The sequence below is a fragment of the Collinsella aerofaciens genome, assembly GCF_040910245.1.
GTDB lineage: Bacteria > Actinomycetota > Coriobacteriia > Coriobacteriales > Coriobacteriaceae > Collinsella.
Genome location: NZ_JBDGAY010000022.1, coordinates 1 through 16,015, shown reverse-complemented (window position 1 = coordinate 16,015; position 16,015 = coordinate 1). Strand labels below are relative to the sequence as shown.

General features: G+C 56.7%; 16 protein-coding genes. 9 read left to right on the top strand and 7 right to left on the bottom strand.

Annotated features, from left to right (window positions below; all coding sequences use genetic code 11):
• Positions 1-161: 161 nt before the first annotated feature.
• The 3 genes from AB5Z20_RS07990 to AB5Z20_RS07980 form a co-directional block, all read right to left on the bottom strand.
• On the bottom strand, positions 162-1,055 hold the full coding sequence (locus AB5Z20_RS07990) for an aldose 1-epimerase family protein (RefSeq protein WP_368156886.1): 894 nt from the start codon (positions 1,053-1,055) through the stop codon (positions 162-164).
• Positions 1,056-1,134: 79 nt separating this feature from the next.
• Positions 1,135-1,992, bottom strand: a complete 858-nt coding sequence (locus AB5Z20_RS07985) for a hypothetical protein (RefSeq protein WP_368156885.1) — start codon at positions 1,990-1,992, stop codon at positions 1,135-1,137.
• Between the two features lie 126 nt (positions 1,993-2,118).
• A complete protein-coding gene (locus tag AB5Z20_RS07980; RefSeq protein WP_368156884.1) occupies positions 2,119-3,435 on the bottom strand; it encodes an ATP-binding protein in 1,317 nt (438 codons plus the stop codon).
• A gap of 389 nt (positions 3,436-3,824) precedes the next feature.
• Between AB5Z20_RS07980 and AB5Z20_RS07975 the strand changes: the two genes are divergently transcribed.
• The gene (locus tag AB5Z20_RS07975; RefSeq protein WP_270226056.1) at positions 3,825-5,087 is read left to right on the top strand and encodes an MFS transporter; all 1,263 of its coding nucleotides are present in this window, start codon (positions 3,825-3,827) and stop codon (positions 5,085-5,087) included.
• A gap of 435 nt (positions 5,088-5,522) precedes the next feature.
• On the opposite strand, the gene AB5Z20_RS07970 is transcribed toward AB5Z20_RS07975, so the two are convergent.
• Positions 5,523-5,864 carry a helix-turn-helix domain-containing protein gene (locus AB5Z20_RS07970; RefSeq protein WP_161145361.1) on the bottom strand — a complete coding sequence of 114 codons (342 nt, stop codon included), beginning with the start codon at positions 5,862-5,864 and terminating at the stop codon, positions 5,523-5,525.
• Positions 5,865-6,027: 163 nt separating this feature from the next.
• On the opposite strand from AB5Z20_RS07970, the gene AB5Z20_RS07965 reads away from it, so the two are divergent.
• The 8 genes from AB5Z20_RS07965 (at position 6,028) to AB5Z20_RS07930 (ending at position 12,862) form a co-directional block, all read left to right on the top strand.
• On the top strand, positions 6,028-7,014 hold the full coding sequence (locus AB5Z20_RS07965; RefSeq protein WP_161145362.1) for a hypothetical protein: 987 nt from the start codon (positions 6,028-6,030) through the stop codon (positions 7,012-7,014).
• 69 nt (positions 7,015-7,083) lie between these two features.
• Positions 7,084-7,872 (top strand): hypothetical protein, encoded by a 789-nt coding sequence (locus AB5Z20_RS07960; RefSeq protein WP_161145363.1) that lies wholly within the window; start codon positions 7,084-7,086, stop codon positions 7,870-7,872.
• Between the two features lie 63 nt (positions 7,873-7,935).
• Positions 7,936-9,096 (top strand): hypothetical protein, encoded by a 1,161-nt coding sequence (locus AB5Z20_RS07955; RefSeq protein WP_368156883.1) that lies wholly within the window; start codon positions 7,936-7,938, stop codon positions 9,094-9,096.
• 361 nt (positions 9,097-9,457) lie between these two features.
• Entirely contained in the window at positions 9,458-9,811 is a 354-nt protein-coding gene (locus tag AB5Z20_RS07950; RefSeq protein WP_368156882.1) for a hypothetical protein, read from the top strand.
• The gene (locus tag AB5Z20_RS07945) at positions 9,804-10,085 is read left to right on the top strand and encodes a hypothetical protein (RefSeq protein ID WP_161145366.1); all 282 of its coding nucleotides are present in this window, start codon (positions 9,804-9,806) and stop codon (positions 10,083-10,085) included. Before AB5Z20_RS07950 ends, AB5Z20_RS07945 begins: the two co-directional genes overlap by 8 nt.
• Positions 10,086-10,696: 611 nt before the next feature.
• On the top strand, positions 10,697-10,939 hold the full coding sequence (locus AB5Z20_RS07940; protein WP_161145613.1) for a hypothetical protein: 243 nt from the start codon (positions 10,697-10,699) through the stop codon (positions 10,937-10,939).
• 98 nt (positions 10,940-11,037) lie between these two features.
• On the top strand, positions 11,038-12,243 hold the full coding sequence (locus tag AB5Z20_RS07935; protein ID WP_368156881.1) for a tyrosine-type recombinase/integrase: 1,206 nt from the start codon (positions 11,038-11,040) through the stop codon (positions 12,241-12,243).
• A 172-nt stretch (positions 12,244-12,415) separates the two neighbouring features.
• Positions 12,416-12,862: a low molecular weight protein-tyrosine-phosphatase gene (locus AB5Z20_RS07930; RefSeq protein ID WP_368156880.1), complete on the top strand. Its 447-nt coding sequence runs from the start codon at positions 12,416-12,418 to the stop codon at positions 12,860-12,862.
• A gap of 200 nt (positions 12,863-13,062) precedes the next feature.
• On the opposite strand, the gene AB5Z20_RS07925 is transcribed toward AB5Z20_RS07930, so the two are convergent.
• The 3 genes from AB5Z20_RS07925 to AB5Z20_RS07915 form a co-directional block, all read right to left on the bottom strand.
• Entirely contained in the window at positions 13,063-14,424 is a 1,362-nt protein-coding gene (locus tag AB5Z20_RS07925) for an ATP-binding protein (protein WP_368156879.1), read from the bottom strand.
• A gap of 181 nt (positions 14,425-14,605) precedes the next feature.
• Positions 14,606-14,935 (bottom strand): TIGR04076 family protein, encoded by a 330-nt coding sequence (locus AB5Z20_RS07920; protein WP_368156878.1) that lies wholly within the window; start codon positions 14,933-14,935, stop codon positions 14,606-14,608.
• Positions 14,928-15,752: a PfkB family carbohydrate kinase gene (locus AB5Z20_RS07915; protein WP_271747485.1), complete on the bottom strand. Its 825-nt coding sequence runs from the start codon at positions 15,750-15,752 to the stop codon at positions 14,928-14,930. The genes AB5Z20_RS07920 and AB5Z20_RS07915 overlap by 8 nt, the downstream gene beginning before the upstream one ends.
• Positions 15,753-16,015 lie beyond the last annotated feature (263 nt).

The following is a 16,015-nucleotide window of genomic DNA, read 5'->3' as shown; positions in this document are numbered from 1 at the left end:
GTTCTTAAACGACTAGTCAAACAAGAACGTCCCCAACGACTAGGCATGAAAAAGGCAAGGCATAGACCTTCTGGTCATGCCTTGCCTTTTGAATGACAAATTGTCGCTCTGGATGGCGCGCAGCGTCGACCGGCCCGCCGTTCGTCAGAACGGCGGAACCTCTAGAGCAAAGTGACGCTAAAGCTGCGGACGTCCGTCTCGCCCGGCGCCAGCGTGATGGTGTTGACCTTGTGCTCAAAGACGTCGTCCTCGGTGTCCATGGTGGTGTGACCGGTCCAGGGCTCGAGCGCCACAAACGGGGCGTCGTTGGCGGCAGACCACACGCCGATGTACTTAAAGCCCTCAAAGTCGATCTTGACGCCATGGCCCGACTTGCGACCGCGCAGCGTGAGCGTGGAACCCGGGGTATCGGTGAACATGATGGCATCGTTATCGAAGCTGCGGTGCGTGATGGGCAGCACGTCCGAGTTATCGGGAGCCTTGTAGCTGTCCTCGAACGTCATGAGGCCATCGGGCGTGATGATGGGGGCCTCGTTGGTCCAAGCCTCGGTAAATGCCAGCTCGTAATCCTCGAATGCCTCGTCCTCGGCACCGGGAGCGGGCACGTTAAATGCAGGGTGACCGCCCACCGAGAACGGCAGTTCTACGTCGCCGGTGTTCGCAACGGCAAAGGTCTGCGTGAGCGTGGCGTCGCCGGTTAGGGCATAGGTCATGTTGAGCTTAAAGTGGAAGGGGAAAGCCTTGAGCGACTCGGGCGTATCGGTGATCTCGTAAGTTACCGAGGAGCCGTCCTCCGAGACCTCGACCAGCTTGTGCTCGACGATGCGCGCGAGTCCGTGGCGCGGCATCTCGCAGGTGCCAGCCGCAGACGTCGCCGTGTTGTTGCGCAGCGAGCCCACGATGGGGAACAGAATGGGCGCATGCTTGCCCCAAAAGGCCGGGTCGCCCTGCCACAGATACTCGTTGCCGTCGAGGGCAAGGCTCGCGAGCTGGGCTCCCATGGAATCGATGGCCGCGGTGAGGCCGCCGCGCTTGATAGTGGTGACGGTGGACATGCTACTTCCTCCAAAAGTAAACAATAGTGTCGAGGGCTATTGTGCCACTCTTGGCGGCAAGGAGAAGCGGCAGGCGCAGTTATTGAGCGATTGCGTAAAGGTCGAATCCGCCCTGCGGCGTGCTGTCGACCGTATCGGGCGCCTGCGAGTTAAAGCTCACGGGAACCATGCGCTTTGAGGCGCGGAAGCGCGTGCCATCGGTGGCGACGGGCGGCTCGTCGACCGTGAGCTCGTAGTCGCCGGGCTTGAGTTCGATGCCGTCGCCAGCGGAGTTGACATATTGATACTCGTCAATCGCCTGCCCCCTGAGTGCGCGGCCCACGATGTGGATGAGCATCTGGCTGTCGCCGCGGGCGGTGTCCCACGTCGCGCCGTCCTTGACCTCGACCGACACATGCACCGAACGCGTGCGGCTGAGCGATTGCTCGACAGACATCTCGACCTTGGCAGCATCTTTGCGCTGTTGCTCCACATGGCTCCAGACATTTCCGATCGCCGAGCAAGCGATGACGCCGGCCATGAAGGCGATGAGGATGGGGCCGAGTGGTGAGCGGCGGCCCGCGTCTTCCTCGCGAGCCAGGTCGGGGCGATGCGTGGGCGCAGGCGCCTGGGCGCCTTGCGCGGGCACGTCGAGAATGCTGAAGGATGCCGTGCTGCCGGGGTCGATGTTATGGCGCGGCTGCGGGGTCTTGGCCGGCGAGATGGACATGTCGGCCGGCTCACCGAGTGTGGCCGTGGCATCGGCCTTAGCCTCGTCGGCCTCGGCCTGGGCCCAGGCCTGTTCAAAGGTTAGGGGCTCGGCGGCATCAGGCTCGACAGCGGCATCGTTGCCGGTCTCGTCCTCGTCGCTCGACACGTCACGCGACGCGGGCTCGTCCCACCCCTCGTCCGGAGCCTCGCCCTCGCTATACCACCATTCAAAGTTATCGATATCCATACGGGGCGCCCCTTAGGCCTCGCAAATAAACACTTGCTAGCCTTATACCCTCAGACGGCACGAGGGCTCGCACGGAATGCGAAAAAGGGCTGCTCCTTTGTCACATCGAAACGAATCTGCTTGCGTTTAGCCGCGGGTAATCTTATTTCTCAACAAGAAGTCGACTGCCCCCACGATTCTGATGCCCTCGATGTCCGTTGGATGGTCGCCATCCCTGACAATCAGGATCTTCTCATACGAATCAGGAATTTTTCCTAGCGTGCTTAGCTTGAGCGGTCGCAGCTCGCGTTCTCTCGTCGCCTCGGCATCGATCCGTTCGGTAACCTGGATATATTTGCGGTCCGATCCCTCGCCGATTGCGACAAAGTCGATTTCCCCCGCGCGCAGATGGCCGCAAAACACTTCGTATCCTTCAAATACAAGCTGGTTGTAGATAACGTTCTCGAGCATCCTTCCGCTATCGCTACCTCTATATCCGTCAAGATAGCTGCGAATTCCCGTATCAGCTATGTAAAATTTACCGCCTGTCTTAAGAAGCTCCCGCCCCTTGATGTCATACCTTTTTACTTTGGTAAACAGGTACGTCTCTTCCAGAGCGTCAATATATGCCGACACCGTCGATGCGTTGGTCTTACCGCCTGCCGATTCGTTGAGCGTCCCTACGATTTTGTTGACCGAGGTTTGGTTGGAGATGTTGTCTGCCAGATACGCACAGAGCCGCTCGAGAACATCGCGCTTGGTGATAGCTCCGCGACCCCTACGCGTCGCACGCGACAGGATATCGCGCGCGACGATCGTCTGGTAAAGGCTACGGATATAGTCGCGACACAGCTCACGTCTCGGCTCATCATGGGCCAGAAACGGCATGCCGCCATAGGTTATGTACTGCTCAAGCACGGTATTTGAATTAAGGCGATCGCCCGTCTTGGAAACGAGTTCGACCCTCTCACCAAGCCCTTCAGCGGCGACCGCATCAATCGAGCGAAAAACAAGGTATTCGCTAAACGTGAGAGGCTGCATCTTGACCTCGACATATCGGCCCGAGATAAGCGTTGCGAGCTCGCTCGATAGCAAAAAGGCATTGGAGCCCGTGACATAGATATCGCACGGCAAATCCACTCGGAGCGAGTTGACCGCCTTTTCCCAACCTTCGACATTCTGGAGCTCGTCAAAGAACAGGTAGGGATGATCGATGCCGTCGATGCGCTCCCGAACCATACGATAAAACGTCAGATAATCCGTAATTCCCGCGTACTCTAGAGATTCCATCTTAAAGGTCAGCAAACGCTCGGCTGGCACCCCCTGTTGCGCCAGATAGTCCCTCATCATGTCCAATAACGTTGATTTGCCACAACGGCGTATGCCCGTCACGATTTTGATGAGGTCGGTATCCTGAAAAGCAATGAGTCGATCAAGATAATGGCTTCGGCGAACGATATCCATAGAGCCTCCCTAGCGCCCGACCAAACATGAAATCTTATAAACTTGCATTTTTTACAAGTTTATAAGATGTTGCCTTAGAAACTTGAAGAATTTGAAAGTTTCTAAGGCATGGAATGCGACAAACGAACTGTCCCTTTGTCGCATCGCGAGGGCAGCGCGAATGGAGGGGGCCTCGAGGGCCTCCTCGGGCGCAAACTTGCCCTCGCCCACTGCAACCTTTGTCGTGTGCATACCCATGGGATCTCCTGTCGCCCGCGATGTACCTGAGATCATCTTCGCCTGCATTGCGACTATACAGGCAAGCGCAGCCTGCGACAAAGGGGGCGGGCACCTGACACATTCTGGTAGAGTTGCAGGGACTGAATTCAGCTTATTCATGCGACATTGGAGTGACAACCTTGACCGCCGCAACCACGCCTAAAAGTAAGCCAACCGCCGCCGCGCTCTCCCCCGCGCGCACCAAGCTCTGCCTGGCGCTGCTCGTGCTGTTGGGATTCTCGCTCGGCTGCTCCGAGTTCGTGGTCATCGGCATCGAGAGCGACCTGGCGACGGAGCTCGGCATATCGCTTGCCACCGCAGGCCAGCTCATCAGCGTATTCGCGCTCGTCTACGCTATCGCCACGCCGGTACTTGCGCTCAGCACGGGGCGCTTCCGCCGCTACCAGCTGCTCGTGTGCTACAGCATCGTCTTTGTGCTCGGCAACCTAGTCATGGCGTTGGCGCCCAACTTTCAAGTGCTGTTCGCCTCGCGCATTGTCCTGGGCTCTGTCTCGGGTGCGCTGCTCGCCGTGGGCGTGACGTACATTCCTGAGCTTCTGTCCCCGCAGCAAACTTCGCTTGCCATCTCGGTGGTATATGGTGCGTTTTCCGTGGCAATGGTCTTTGTCACTTCGATCGGCAAGTTTGTAGCCGACACGCTCGATTGGCACGTAGCCATGTACGGCACGCTGACCTTTGCCGTTCTGATCTGCGGAGCGCTCGTGGCGTTTATGCCTCGCGCCGGGCAGACCGATGAGCCCGCCACCTTCCGCGAGCAGGCGGGGCTGCTACGCGAGCCGAGCATCATCACCGGCATGCTCATCTTCTTGTTTGGCGTGGGCTCGGTCTATGTGTTCTACGGCTACGTGACGCCTTATCTTGAGCAGGTGCTGGGCATGGGCACGGTCGAAGCCAGTACCACGCTTATGGCCTACGGCGTGTTCTGCCTGATCTCGAACATCCTGGGCGGATGGATCGACGCGCGCTTTGGCATGAAGGCACTGCTTGTGACGTTTGTGCTGCAGGCCGCGGCGTTACTCGGGCTGTTTGCTGTGGGCGGCACCATGCCGCTCGCGCTGGTCTTTGTCTTTAGCTTGGCGCTACTCATGTACCTGTTCTCGGTGTCGTGCATCACGCACTTTATGGACGTGGCACGCAGCCGCCATCCCAAGTCGATGGTACTCGCAAGTTCGGTTGAGCCCATGGCATTTAATATCGGCATTTCGTTTGGCACCGCAGTGGGCGGCGCCGTGGTAAGCAGCATTGGCATTGCGTACGTGGGCGCAGTGGGCGCCGCGTTCTCGCTTGTGGCCTGGGCCCTCACACTGGTGACGATTAAGTTGGCTCGCTGGGAGCGCAAGCGTCAATCAGCACAGCCCCGGATGCAGGCATAGGAGCGAACATAGCCCAAGGTGGCGAGCAACCGGTGAAAACCGTCCCATACGAGTAGTGTTTATCCGCCTGGAAGCTTCAGCAGTGCAATTTCGTGTATTTCAGATACACGTTTTTCTTCGATTTCATGTATCTGGAACACATGAAATCTTGAGCACCCCTGTCTTCGTGGAAAACGTTTTTGCCCGCTTTACATCAGACGGTGGGCGTGAGCTGCGTCATCCTCCACTCTGCGCAGTTGGCTTCATTGGAAAGGGCTGTGTTACAGTGCCACCGCAGGCCGTACGGCCCTGTCTAGAAAGGAAACCCTGTGCAACGCGTTCTTTTTATCTGCCATGGCAACATCTGACAGTAAGGACAAACCGCCTCATAAATGAGTGGTTTGTCCTTTTCGTTTAGTCAAGTTGCAACTTTTTTGCAACTTCTAAGGGCTCTAATTAACTCTCATTCCGTCGTTTCGCCATCGCATCTCGCAGCGCCCGAAGCACCTCAATTGCTACAGGCAGCTCATCGACCTCGAACGAGTCAAGAATTTCCTGCACTTCCGCAGAAAGCGCCGCTTTATCGGGTTTCGATGTATCCGTCAACAGGGCGTCTACGCTTACAGATAGCTCCTCTGCAATCTTACTGAGAACAGGAAGACTAAGCTTCGTGTTGCCTGTCTCGATGTGGCTCATATGGGTGATGGAGATTCCTGCCCTTCCCGCCAGCGCCTCCTGCGACAACCCGCACGCCTTGCGGTAGCGCCGTATACGCTGGCCTATCTCGAAGTATCTCATTCAATCACCGCCTATACAAAACAAGTCATCTTGAATCGTATGGGCGATTGCTCTCAACTATAATAAACTGTATAGGCTAATTATTGCCTATAGGCTTATAGTTTTCTGACAAGCGCAGTACTGCGCCGAGGGATACGGGAACTGAAACATAGGAGGATTAAACATGAAGCAGTACACGAGAAGGAGCGCCCTGAAGCTGCTCGGCATCGGAACGGTTACCATAGCGGGCTTTGGGCTGGCTGGATGTAGCGGTTCAGGCGAAGGCGTCAAGAACGCGAGCGAGCCCGTGCCTGCTTCGCAGGCTTTCGGCCAGGCGGGCGTGTGGATGGTCTACGACGGCGACAAGCAGATAGGAAAGGACGTGGCAATCGAGGAAGTCCTATCCTTCGACGGGAACGGCAACGTTGCGAGCTACCAGTGCAAGAGCCTGACCTTCGGCGACCTCGACGGTCTGTCCGACGATGAAATCATCGAGCTGGCGAAGCAGCAGGACGAAGCAGCCTTCAATGCTGCGAAGCAGGCGGCAATCGATGCTACGGATGAAGCTATCCAAGCGTGGCAGCAATGCTATGACACATTGAAGGCAGAGGCGGACGCCGGTACGTACGATTCGATAGGCTACTACGGAGACTATGGCATCGAGAATGTGCCCGAGGAAGACCGAGCCCAGGTCGTCGAGACGTACCAGACCACGTTGGACAACACGCAGGATGCTCTCGACGCTGCAAACAAAGGACAGGCATTCAATAAAGCTGCCGCCTATCAAGAACCCGAGGCGAAGCCCTATACGCTCCGTCTCGAAACAGATGGCAGCGGTAATGCGGCGGCGAACGAGTCGCTTGTTTTCCAGCTCGCAAAGTTCTCCTTCTACCAAGCAAACATCAATGTGGATGAAAACGACCTAACAAGCGACAGAACACGCTTTCGCATTTTAGTTGACTACGGTTGGGACAATAATGCCGAGATTCCCGACAGCGCGTTCGGCTCGACCAAAAAATCCATCGAACTCTGTTCACCCACCTACTCGACCACCCAGACCGTCTATGGCACGACCTTCGGCGGTTACTCCGGCCTCGCCACCGTCGTGAACGAGGGGCACGCGGGCTTCACGTGGGACACCCCCGATACCGAAGGGATAGAGGTGGACTAGGCAATCGATACGCACGGATATAGCCCGATGGCAGCTCGGGCTATATCCGTGAAATAGAAAGGAGCGAACATGGAGGAACAGGCAAATTTGTTGCCAGGCGTTGCCACGGCGCACGATTTGATGCATAGGGTGGTTGACCTTCAGGGACGAATCAACCAACTCACCACTCAGTTTGCCGCCAAGACGGAAAAGAAGACTAAAAGGCACCCTGTTCTCTACGCAATCGGGGGCTTCCTTATCGCGTTCACGCTTATCACGAGCACGCCACTTAAGGCAATAACGTATCTCCCTACCCTTCCGTTCTTCTCAATGGGAGGCACGGAGCTTCAATTGGCGGTTTGGAATATCGTGAACCTCATCGTCTCAGCTATCATCGGTGCGATTCTATACAAGGTCATAGCGAAGACGGCGGACAAAAGCCGCTCCCAGATAAATGCCGCGATTGACCAAAGCAACCAACAAGTTGAAGTCAACAACCAAGCCCTAGCCCAGAGCATCGAGCAAACCAAGCAGGAGATTTTCGCCGTACAGCAGCAATGGGCTTCGCAGGTCGCCCCGTGGTACCCCATGGATTACGACAGCATCGAAGCCGTGGATTTCTTCCTTGCTGCCGTGCGCAACCATCGCGTCACCACCGTACAGGAGATGGTTAACCTCTATGAGACCGAGATGCACCAGCGCCGCATGGAGGCTGGGCAGCAGCAGATTCTCAACCAACAAAGAATCGGGAATATGCTGCAATTGGGCAATCTGTTCATGCAGGGGCAGATTCTCAATCAGGCTCAGCAGATTAACGCAAATACCGCCAGTGCGAGCGGCAACCTCGACTGGATGGCTCGCGCGATGGGAAAGCGCTAAGTAATGACGCGGTTGACATAACGAGGTAACTCGAAACCACCATGAAAGAAAGGGGGATGGATAATGAACGGATTATCCCAGTGGGCGCGCTCGCATAAGCCCCAAGTCGCAGCGATAGCCGCTGCGATCGTTGTTGCGATCGTTGTTGCGATAGCCGTGGCAAGCGGGGCGCTCGCAACGTCCGAGCAACAACCAGAACAGCAGGAGTCAAGAACCGTCGATGTGACCCTCAACGTTACGGCCGACAACGGTTGGGACGAGTACTCCACGCCCGCCATCGCCCATATCGAGGGCAACGATGTGGACTTCTACCACGCGGTGGCCCCTGATGCCGATGGCAACAAGGGCACTTCTACGGTCGCACTCGCCGAGGGCGACTACACCGTGAGCTTCGTCAGCCCCGTCAACTCCGACGGTTCCGCCTTCGACATCTACGACACGGGTGCTCCCGTCGACATCACCGTCGACGCCGACGCGAAGACCGCACCTGCGGTCAACTGCCTTATGGCGCAGATTCCCGCCGACAAGGTCACGGACGAGATGCTTGCGAACATCGTCGACAAGACCAAGGACGCCATCAAGAAGGGTGACGAGACCTTGAAGGGCGATAGCGGAAAGGCCATCCTCGGCAAGCTCGACGGCAACGTGAGCGCCAACCCGAACGTCTCCGACGAGACGAAGGAGGACGCATCCAAGGCCGATGAGGGTGTCGATATCGACGGCAAGCCCGCCGACACCATCGGCAAGCCCGCCGACAAGCCTTCCGGCGGAAACGCCAACGCTTCCGGCTCCAACACCGGAAACTCCAACTCTGGAAACGCCGGCGGTTCCGACAAGCCGAGCACGCCTGCCCACCAGCATTCGTGGACACAGCACACCGCGCAGAGGTGGGTATCCAACATGGTGACGGTCCCCGACTACGAGACGCAGACAGTCTACGGAGCGCGTTTCTATGTCCCAACCGGCACTCCCGGCCAATACATCGCAAAAGGACCGGAGTACTGGTTCGAGAACGGATTCACGCGGGACGACCTCAATGCCATCATCGTCAACGCCCTGCGCAACGCCGACGAGAACGGCCTGTACAACGGCGTGGATTACTCCAGCTACCAGAACATCGAAAAGACCGTGCAGGTTCAGGTCGGTTCCCATCAGGAAGACCACGGTTACTACGAGGACTACGTGGACTACGTGTATTGCAGTTCGTGCGGTGCTCGTCAGTAACGACGAAACCATAACGGCACGTACTGTGTTCGGGCATAGCCTTCATAGACCCGCGCGCTCCCTCCGGTCGCGTGCAGGTGTCCGTTTCCCGAACGAGGGGAGCATCCGTATAACGGGTGCTCCCCTCGTTTTTTGCCCAGATGCTCCGGAATACCGCGAAGTAGGATCAGCAACAGCGCACCGACCTTTGAAGGGCTTTTCGAGGTCTTTCGGTGGGCTGTGCTGAGCCCATTTCGCGCCCCTGTCCGAACAGAGCCCCTGCGAAGGTCTTTCGGAGGTCTTTCGTTGGGCTTTGGATGGGCATGCGTGAAAGACGCCTGCGGCGTCGGGTGCCTCCGAAACGAAGATAAGGAGGTACACGATGGACAAGGAGCGTCTTGAACCCAACAGCCCCCAGGAGGAGGCCATGTGGAGGGCGCAGGTGCTCAGGCGCACCGCCCGCATCTGCTCGGCGAAGGCCAAGGAGCTTGAGCGCATGGCGAATGTGGACGGGAACGCCCCCATGCGCGACAGCGGCACCCTGAAGGACGCGCTCAAGCGCATCGACAACGTGATGGAGTGGCGGTTCGTGAACGCTCTGGGCGAGGTCGTCCTCGACGGGGACATCCTCGCGGAGAGCATCGACTGCGAGGCCCTGCGCACCATGCGCTACTGCGTGGCGGAATACCTCAAGCGAATCGAGGAGCGGGAAGCGGAGGAGAAAAGCGATGAGTGACTACGGCATCAAGACCTACGCCGACCTCGCCGAGACGTGCGGGAACATGGTGCTCGCAAACGAGATGGCAAAACGACCGCTTGAGCTTGTGAGCGGAGACTGGGCGCCATGGGAGGAGATTTTCCAGTGGTACATCATACAGGACCCGTCGTTTGTCATGGAGCACACGGGCGAGCCGGTGTTCTACGACGAGGAACTTGACCTGTACGTCCTTGGGGTAAATCATCTAGGCACAGCTTGGCAGCTCGTGCCTGCTCCGAAAATCTACGACTGAAAAGACGCCGAAGGGCGCAGCGAAAACAATCGCTGCGCCCTTCATTTTTTGCTCCGCGCGCACTCAAGACGCGCTTTCTACACGTCGTCGCTTTACGCCTGAACTTGTAGAAAATCCTCCGAGAAGATTGCCCCGTTTATGGGGGCTTTTCGAAGCGCTTTCTACAACTGTCGCAATCTTCGACAAATCCAACCCCTGAAACATGTCTTGTTTTCTACAGCGTTTCACGCCATATATCAGGAGAAATCGCCTTGGCTTCCTCCGCTATACGCTTCGGGGGCAAAAAGGCAAAAGGGCATAAGGGGGACTGACGCAGCGTGCGCTGCGGTCGGCATAGCCGACAGTCCCATGCCCAACGCCCGCGTACTTCGTACTAAATAACTCACGGGCATCGAGCGAAGCGAGATGCGGGAATGCGGCAAACGCATACATGAACACCTTATGAATTTCGAAAAATAGCACTGACTTTTTTCTCCTCATTTATGAATAGGAACAAACAAAAACGTTGATTTATCAGGCTTTTCTCAATTTGCAGATACATGATAATGCAACTAATCTCGGCTCGTACTGAAGGTGCGTTGCGAGCAACGCCGATTGAAAAGGGGAATCAAATGAGCAGTAAACCTAACGTTCAGGCTGCACCTGAGAACCCTGTGTACAGCATGCTCGAAAAAGCCATGTTGGTCGTTGACGAAGAGGAGGCAAAGAAGTTTCTTGGGGCAACCAGGCTTTTGCAGTTGATGGTAGACAACGGTGATGGCATCGGGCCTGCGCATCTTCGTCACTGCCGTGACTCATCTCATCGCTATTACTTTGTAAGCGACCTGCTGCATTGGGACAAGAATCGTCCCTAGGAATCTCGAAAGTCATTCAACGTAGCCCGTACCACTAGCAATTATGCGCCCCGATGCACCAGCGAAGCGGCATCGGGGCGCATCCATAAGGAGAGGAGGTGACAAGAGTGCCCACGAGGAAAGACAGTAAAGGGCGCATTTTGCGCCGAGGAGAGGGACAGCGTCCGAACGGCCAGTACTATTTCAAGTTCAAAGACGCAAAAGGCAAGACGAAATACAAGTACTCGTGGACGCTCACCACGCACGACCTTCCTCCCAAGGGCAAAAAATCGGGATTGTGCCTCCGCGAAATCGAGAAGCAGGTGCAACGCGATCTGTTTGACCGCGTTGCACCAAGCGGAATGACCGTTTTCGAACTGGTTGAAAAGTACGTCGTAACTAAAACGGCTGTGCGCCCGACTACGCGCGCGGGCTACAAGACGGTTATGAACTTTCTTGCCAAGGACGCGTTCGGAAGCAGGAAAATCGGCGATATAACGACGCTCGACGCGAAGAATTGGCTCATCTATCTTCAAGGCGAGCTCGGGAAAAGCTACAGCGCGATTCACTGTATTCGAGGAGTGCTACGCCCAGCTTTCCAGCTTGCGGAGGAAGACGACCTCATCAGGCGCAACCCGTTCAACTTCGAGCTCGCCACCGTACTCGTCAACGATTCCATCGTTCGTGAGGCCTTGTCTCCGCAAGACGAGCGCAGGTTCCTCGATTTCATCAGGGAGGATAAGCATTACTCGCGATATTACGAAGCGTTTTACATCCTTTTTAACACGGGGCTGCGCATTTCGGAGTTCTGCGGTCTCACAAAATCTGACCTCGACTTCGAAAACGGAAGCATCCGCGTCAACAAGCAGCTGCAGAGGGGCAGCGATATGAGGTACTACATCGAGCGCCCCAAAACGAAAAGCGGCGAGCGATACGTGCCCATGTCCGAGGAAGTCAAAGAATGCTTCAAGGCAATCCTTCAAAAGCGCGCCAATCCGCCCATCGAACCCATTGTTGATGGGGTGAGTGGGTTTCTGCTTCTGGACAAAAACGACATGCCGAAGGTTGCGATGCACTGGGAGAAATACTTCCAGCTTTCCCTTCGCAAGTACAACAGCATCTATAAGAATGAACTCCCCAAGATTACCCCGCACGTCTGCCGACACACCTTCTGTTCCAAAATGGCTCGCAAGGGGATGGACCCCGCGAAGCTCAAGTACATCATGGGGCACTCGGACATTAGCGTGACATACAACACGTACACCCACCTCGGATTCGAGGATGTGAGGGACGACATGCTCCGTATGACGGATGGCGCCGCATAAGCTAAAGTGTACGAAGTTGTAAATCCGAGAGGGTTACAACCGAATTTACAACTTTTTCGGCAGAAAATATCCGCTCATACACGAGCTGATTTGGGATTCCGCGATTGGGAGATGGCATACGAACGGTGTTCATCACCTGCGGAAATCCTGATATTTGAAAGGAAAACCAAGGATGCACAGAATCATGTTCGTCTGCCACGGCAACATCTGTCGCTCGACGATGGCTGAGTCGGTGTTTACCGAGCTGGTGCGGCGCGCCGGGCGCGAGACGGAGTTTGTCATCGATTCCGCTGCGACCTCGACCGAGGAGCTTGGCAACCCGCCGCATCATGGCACGGTCGCCAAGCTGCGCGAAGTCGGGATTCCCGTCGTCGCGCACCGTGCCCGCCAGGTGCGTCGCGCGGAGTATGGCGACTGGGACCACATTGTATATATGGATGCTGAGAACGCGCGCGGCCTGCGTCGCATTTTTGGCGACGACCCCGACGTCAAGATTACGCGCTTGCTCGATTGGACCGATCGCCCCGGCGACGTGGCCGATCCCTGGTACACCGGCAATTTCGACGCCACCTACCGCGATGTACTCGCCGGTTGCACCGCTATGCTTGAGCAGCTGTAGGCGCTCGGGCGGCGCGGACACACGGGCCACGCCATCGGCATAAAACGAGCGTGGATTTTCTCCCACTTTGAGCGTTCGAGTGCGCTCTAAACGGAAGAAAATCCACGCTCGTTATCTCGGTGGGAGAAAATCCACGCTCATAAATCCACGCTTATGAATGTGGCAAAGGTACTGTCCCTTTGTCACATCCGGGACTGGCCCTAGACCGGCTTGACCTCCAACTTTATCCCCTCGGCACAGGAGTCGCCCAAAACATCCGAAAGGGCCCAGGTCGCATATAGCGGCAAATAGAGAACCGCTCCGTTGCGCTCAACGTTGCCTCTCGAGAAAACAATCCCGAGCCTTACGCCATATTCAGCCGTATCAAGCACATGACCGAGCGCAGCGTGCGCGTGGTAATAGGAGCCCGATTTAACCTCGATCGGAACAGCCGTCCCATCCGGCCCATCGACCACAAAGTCCACTTCACCGCGCTTTTTTGTCTGATAGTAGTAAAGCTGGCGGTTTTGGGCAGCCAGCTGCTGGGCCACCACGTTTTCGTAAATGCCGCCCAGGTTGGGCTCCTTGCTATCAAGATACGCCGCTTGGGCGACTCCAACGGGGTAGTGCGCCATCAACATGCCCGTATCCGATTGATATAGCTTGAACTGCGATGGTCGTGCCGTCTTGAGCAGGGGCGATTTTGGCTCGGTTACGATATCGGCTTTGAGAGCAACGCCGGCATCGACAAGCCATACAAAATCTCGCTGATACTTCTCGTAGTGCGCCTTAGGGTCAATGGAATTGAGCACGAAGCGCTTGTTTTCGCCCTCGAGCATAATAGGGAGCTGATCGTAGATGCTCTGCGCCTGAAGGGCTCGCCCGCTTGCATACTTGGAGATATCCCGCCGGTACTGTTCGTTGAGCTCTGACTGCAGCTGACGAACAGAGGCAAGGTCGCCCCGCGTGTCAAGAAAACGCTGCACGACCTCCGGCATTCCGCCGACAACGGTATAGGTCCTGAAGTTTGCCATCATCGCGTCATGAATGTAATCAGGAATGGGCCTCTCGCTGATACAGGCGTCACGTATCGTTTGGCGAGCCCCCTCGCTCACCCCGATTGCCCAGCAAAACTCCTCAAAATCGAGCGGGAACATCCTAAGCTCGTGGACATACCCCACGGGATAGGACCTGACGCCCTTGAACTGGGTCCCGAGCATTGACCCCGAAAACGCCCAACGGCACCTCCCGTCCTCAACAAGGAACTTTGCCATCGTCATGATGTCGGGGGCCTCTTGGACCTCATCGATAAACACGAGCGTTTTGCCTGGTGCAATCGACTTTCCCGAAAGAAGCGTCACCCTGCTGATGAAATCATCGGCATCCCGCGCCTCGAGAAGAGCATCTTTTGCCTGGCGGTTTTCCATGAGGTTAAGCTCGATGTAGGTTGCATGGTTGGCTTTGCCAAATGCGCGAATCGAATAGCTTTTGCCAATCTGGCGAGAACCCGTAATGAACAAGGCCTTTTGCTCGGAAGACTTCAGCCAACGCTCCAGCTCTGCCGCTATTTTCCTGCGCAGCATAGGCTCTCTCCTCAGTGTCATCAAATGAAATGCAAAGTTTTATACGCTTGATTATCGATGAAACGCAGAATTTTAGAAACTAAAATCAAATGAAATGCAGAGATTTGAGATTATAAGCAAAAGAAGGGGCACCACCGGCGAATGTGGCAAAGGGGCTGTCCCTTTGCCACATTGCGCTCGACTACTCGTCAACGATCTCGGCAAGCCAGACGTTCAGTGTATCGACTTCGGGGCAGCAGAACTTTGCCGCGCCGGGCTCGTTTCCAGGCACGGTCCCGCCATAGCGCAGGATATCGATATAGGGAAAGCCCACATGGCAGGCCATGGCGCACATCTTGCCGCGGTCTCGGTCGAAGTCAAAAACGTCGCCGGGCTTGTGACCATGGTGACAACGGCACGCACCCAGCTGGTCCACGCAGCTCACGCGGATACGCGGACGCTTGCCACGCGACGCGCCGAGCGGCTTGCTCTCGCCCGCAGGTCTGATGCCGCCCTCGCCGGCGTTACTCATGGTCGATCACATCCAGGCAGGCCTCGATGGGAAGGCCGGCCGATTTGTCCTCTTGGTCGGCATTGCGTTCGATAAGCTCTGCCACCACGCGCATGGCATCGGACGTCGCGCGCTGCAGACTCCAGCCTGCCATAACGCGGCCGACGAGCACCGCCGAGAACGTGTCGCCCGTGCCCGGGAAATAGACCGGAATGAGCTCAAAGGGAATCGTAAAGTACTCCCCCGCCACATGGTCGTAACCAATAACCGCGTTCGTGCCATTGACTACGGCGCTCGTAATGACCACCGACTTGGCACCCAGCTCGCGCACAGCGTCCACAAGGGCGCGGGCCTCATCGGGCGTAATTTGCTCGACGATAGGCGTGTCGGTGAGCAAACAGGCCTCGGTGTAGTTGGGAACCGCGTAGTCGGCGCACTCGAGCAGGTGCCTCATGAGACCGATTGTGGACTCGGGCACGCCCGCATAGAGCTTGCCGTTGTCGCCCATGATGGGGTCAACGAACACCTTGGTGCCCTTTTGCGCACGGCGGTGGCAAAAGTCCGAGATGATGCGCGTCTCTTCCTCGGTCACGATAAAGCCGGTCGAGATGGCGTCGAACTCAAAGCCGAGCTCCTCCCAGATAGCGAGGCTTTGGCGCACGTACTCGGTGGTGTCGTGGATGTAGAACTTGGGATAGTTGAGCGTATCGGACACAAGTGCCGTCGGCAGGTTATGGATACGGTAACCCATGTGCGACAGCACCGGCAGCATGGCGGAAAGCGCGACCTTGCCGTATCCGCACATATCGTTGATCAGCAGCAGCTGAGTGTTCTTCATGAGTGTCCCCCTTGGGTCGGGCGCGGCGCAACGGCGCCACAGTGCAACTAAGTGTAGCGCAGGGGACGTTGCGAGCGGAGTCGAGCAGTGCGAAGAGCAGATTGTTGCGGAAAGGTTACGGAAAATGATCCCTTTTCCTCCGTCCCCAAGTAGTCGTTGGGGACGTTCTTAAACGACTAGTCAAACAAGAACGTCCATTACAGTCGAAATTGTCAGCCCGGGACCGTCTCGGGCTACGATTGAGGCGCGCCCAGAACGGGCCG

Bases quoted from the DNA above. Each gene is read 5' to 3' on its own strand.
- AB5Z20_RS07925 (WP_368156879.1), bottom strand. From the start codon at position 14,424: ATGCTGCGCAGGAAAATAGCGGCAGAGCTGGAGCGTTGGCTGAAGTCT.
- AB5Z20_RS07955 (WP_368156883.1), top strand. From the start codon at position 7,936: ATGAACGGATTATCCCAGTGGGCGCGCTCGCATAAGCCCCAAGTCGCA.
- AB5Z20_RS07990 (WP_368156886.1), bottom strand. From the start codon at position 1,055: ATGTCCACCGTCACCACTATCAAGCGCGGCGGCCTCACCGCGGCCATC.
- AB5Z20_RS07920 (WP_368156878.1), bottom strand. From the start codon at position 14,935: ATGAGTAACGCCGGCGAGGGCGGCATCAGACCTGCGGGCGAGAGCAAG.
- AB5Z20_RS07950 (WP_368156882.1), top strand. From the start codon at position 9,458: ATGGACAAGGAGCGTCTTGAACCCAACAGCCCCCAGGAGGAGGCCATG.
- AB5Z20_RS07965 (WP_161145362.1), top strand. From the start codon at position 6,028: ATGAAGCAGTACACGAGAAGGAGCGCCCTGAAGCTGCTCGGCATCGGA.
- AB5Z20_RS07960 (WP_161145363.1), top strand. From the start codon at position 7,084: ATGGAGGAACAGGCAAATTTGTTGCCAGGCGTTGCCACGGCGCACGAT.
- AB5Z20_RS07970 (WP_161145361.1), bottom strand. From the start codon at position 5,864: ATGAGATACTTCGAGATAGGCCAGCGTATACGGCGCTACCGCAAGGCG.
- AB5Z20_RS07945 (WP_161145366.1), top strand. From the start codon at position 9,804: ATGAGTGACTACGGCATCAAGACCTACGCCGACCTCGCCGAGACGTGC.
- AB5Z20_RS07930 (WP_368156880.1), top strand. From the start codon at position 12,416: ATGCACAGAATCATGTTCGTCTGCCACGGCAACATCTGTCGCTCGACG.
- AB5Z20_RS07915 (WP_271747485.1), bottom strand. From the start codon at position 15,752: ATGAAGAACACTCAGCTGCTGCTGATCAACGATATGTGCGGATACGGC.
- AB5Z20_RS07980 (WP_368156884.1), bottom strand. From the start codon at position 3,435: ATGGATATCGTTCGCCGAAGCCATTATCTTGATCGACTCATTGCTTTT.
- AB5Z20_RS07985 (WP_368156885.1), bottom strand. From the start codon at position 1,992: ATGGATATCGATAACTTTGAATGGTGGTATAGCGAGGGCGAGGCTCCG.
- AB5Z20_RS07940 (WP_161145613.1), top strand. From the start codon at position 10,697: ATGAGCAGTAAACCTAACGTTCAGGCTGCACCTGAGAACCCTGTGTAC.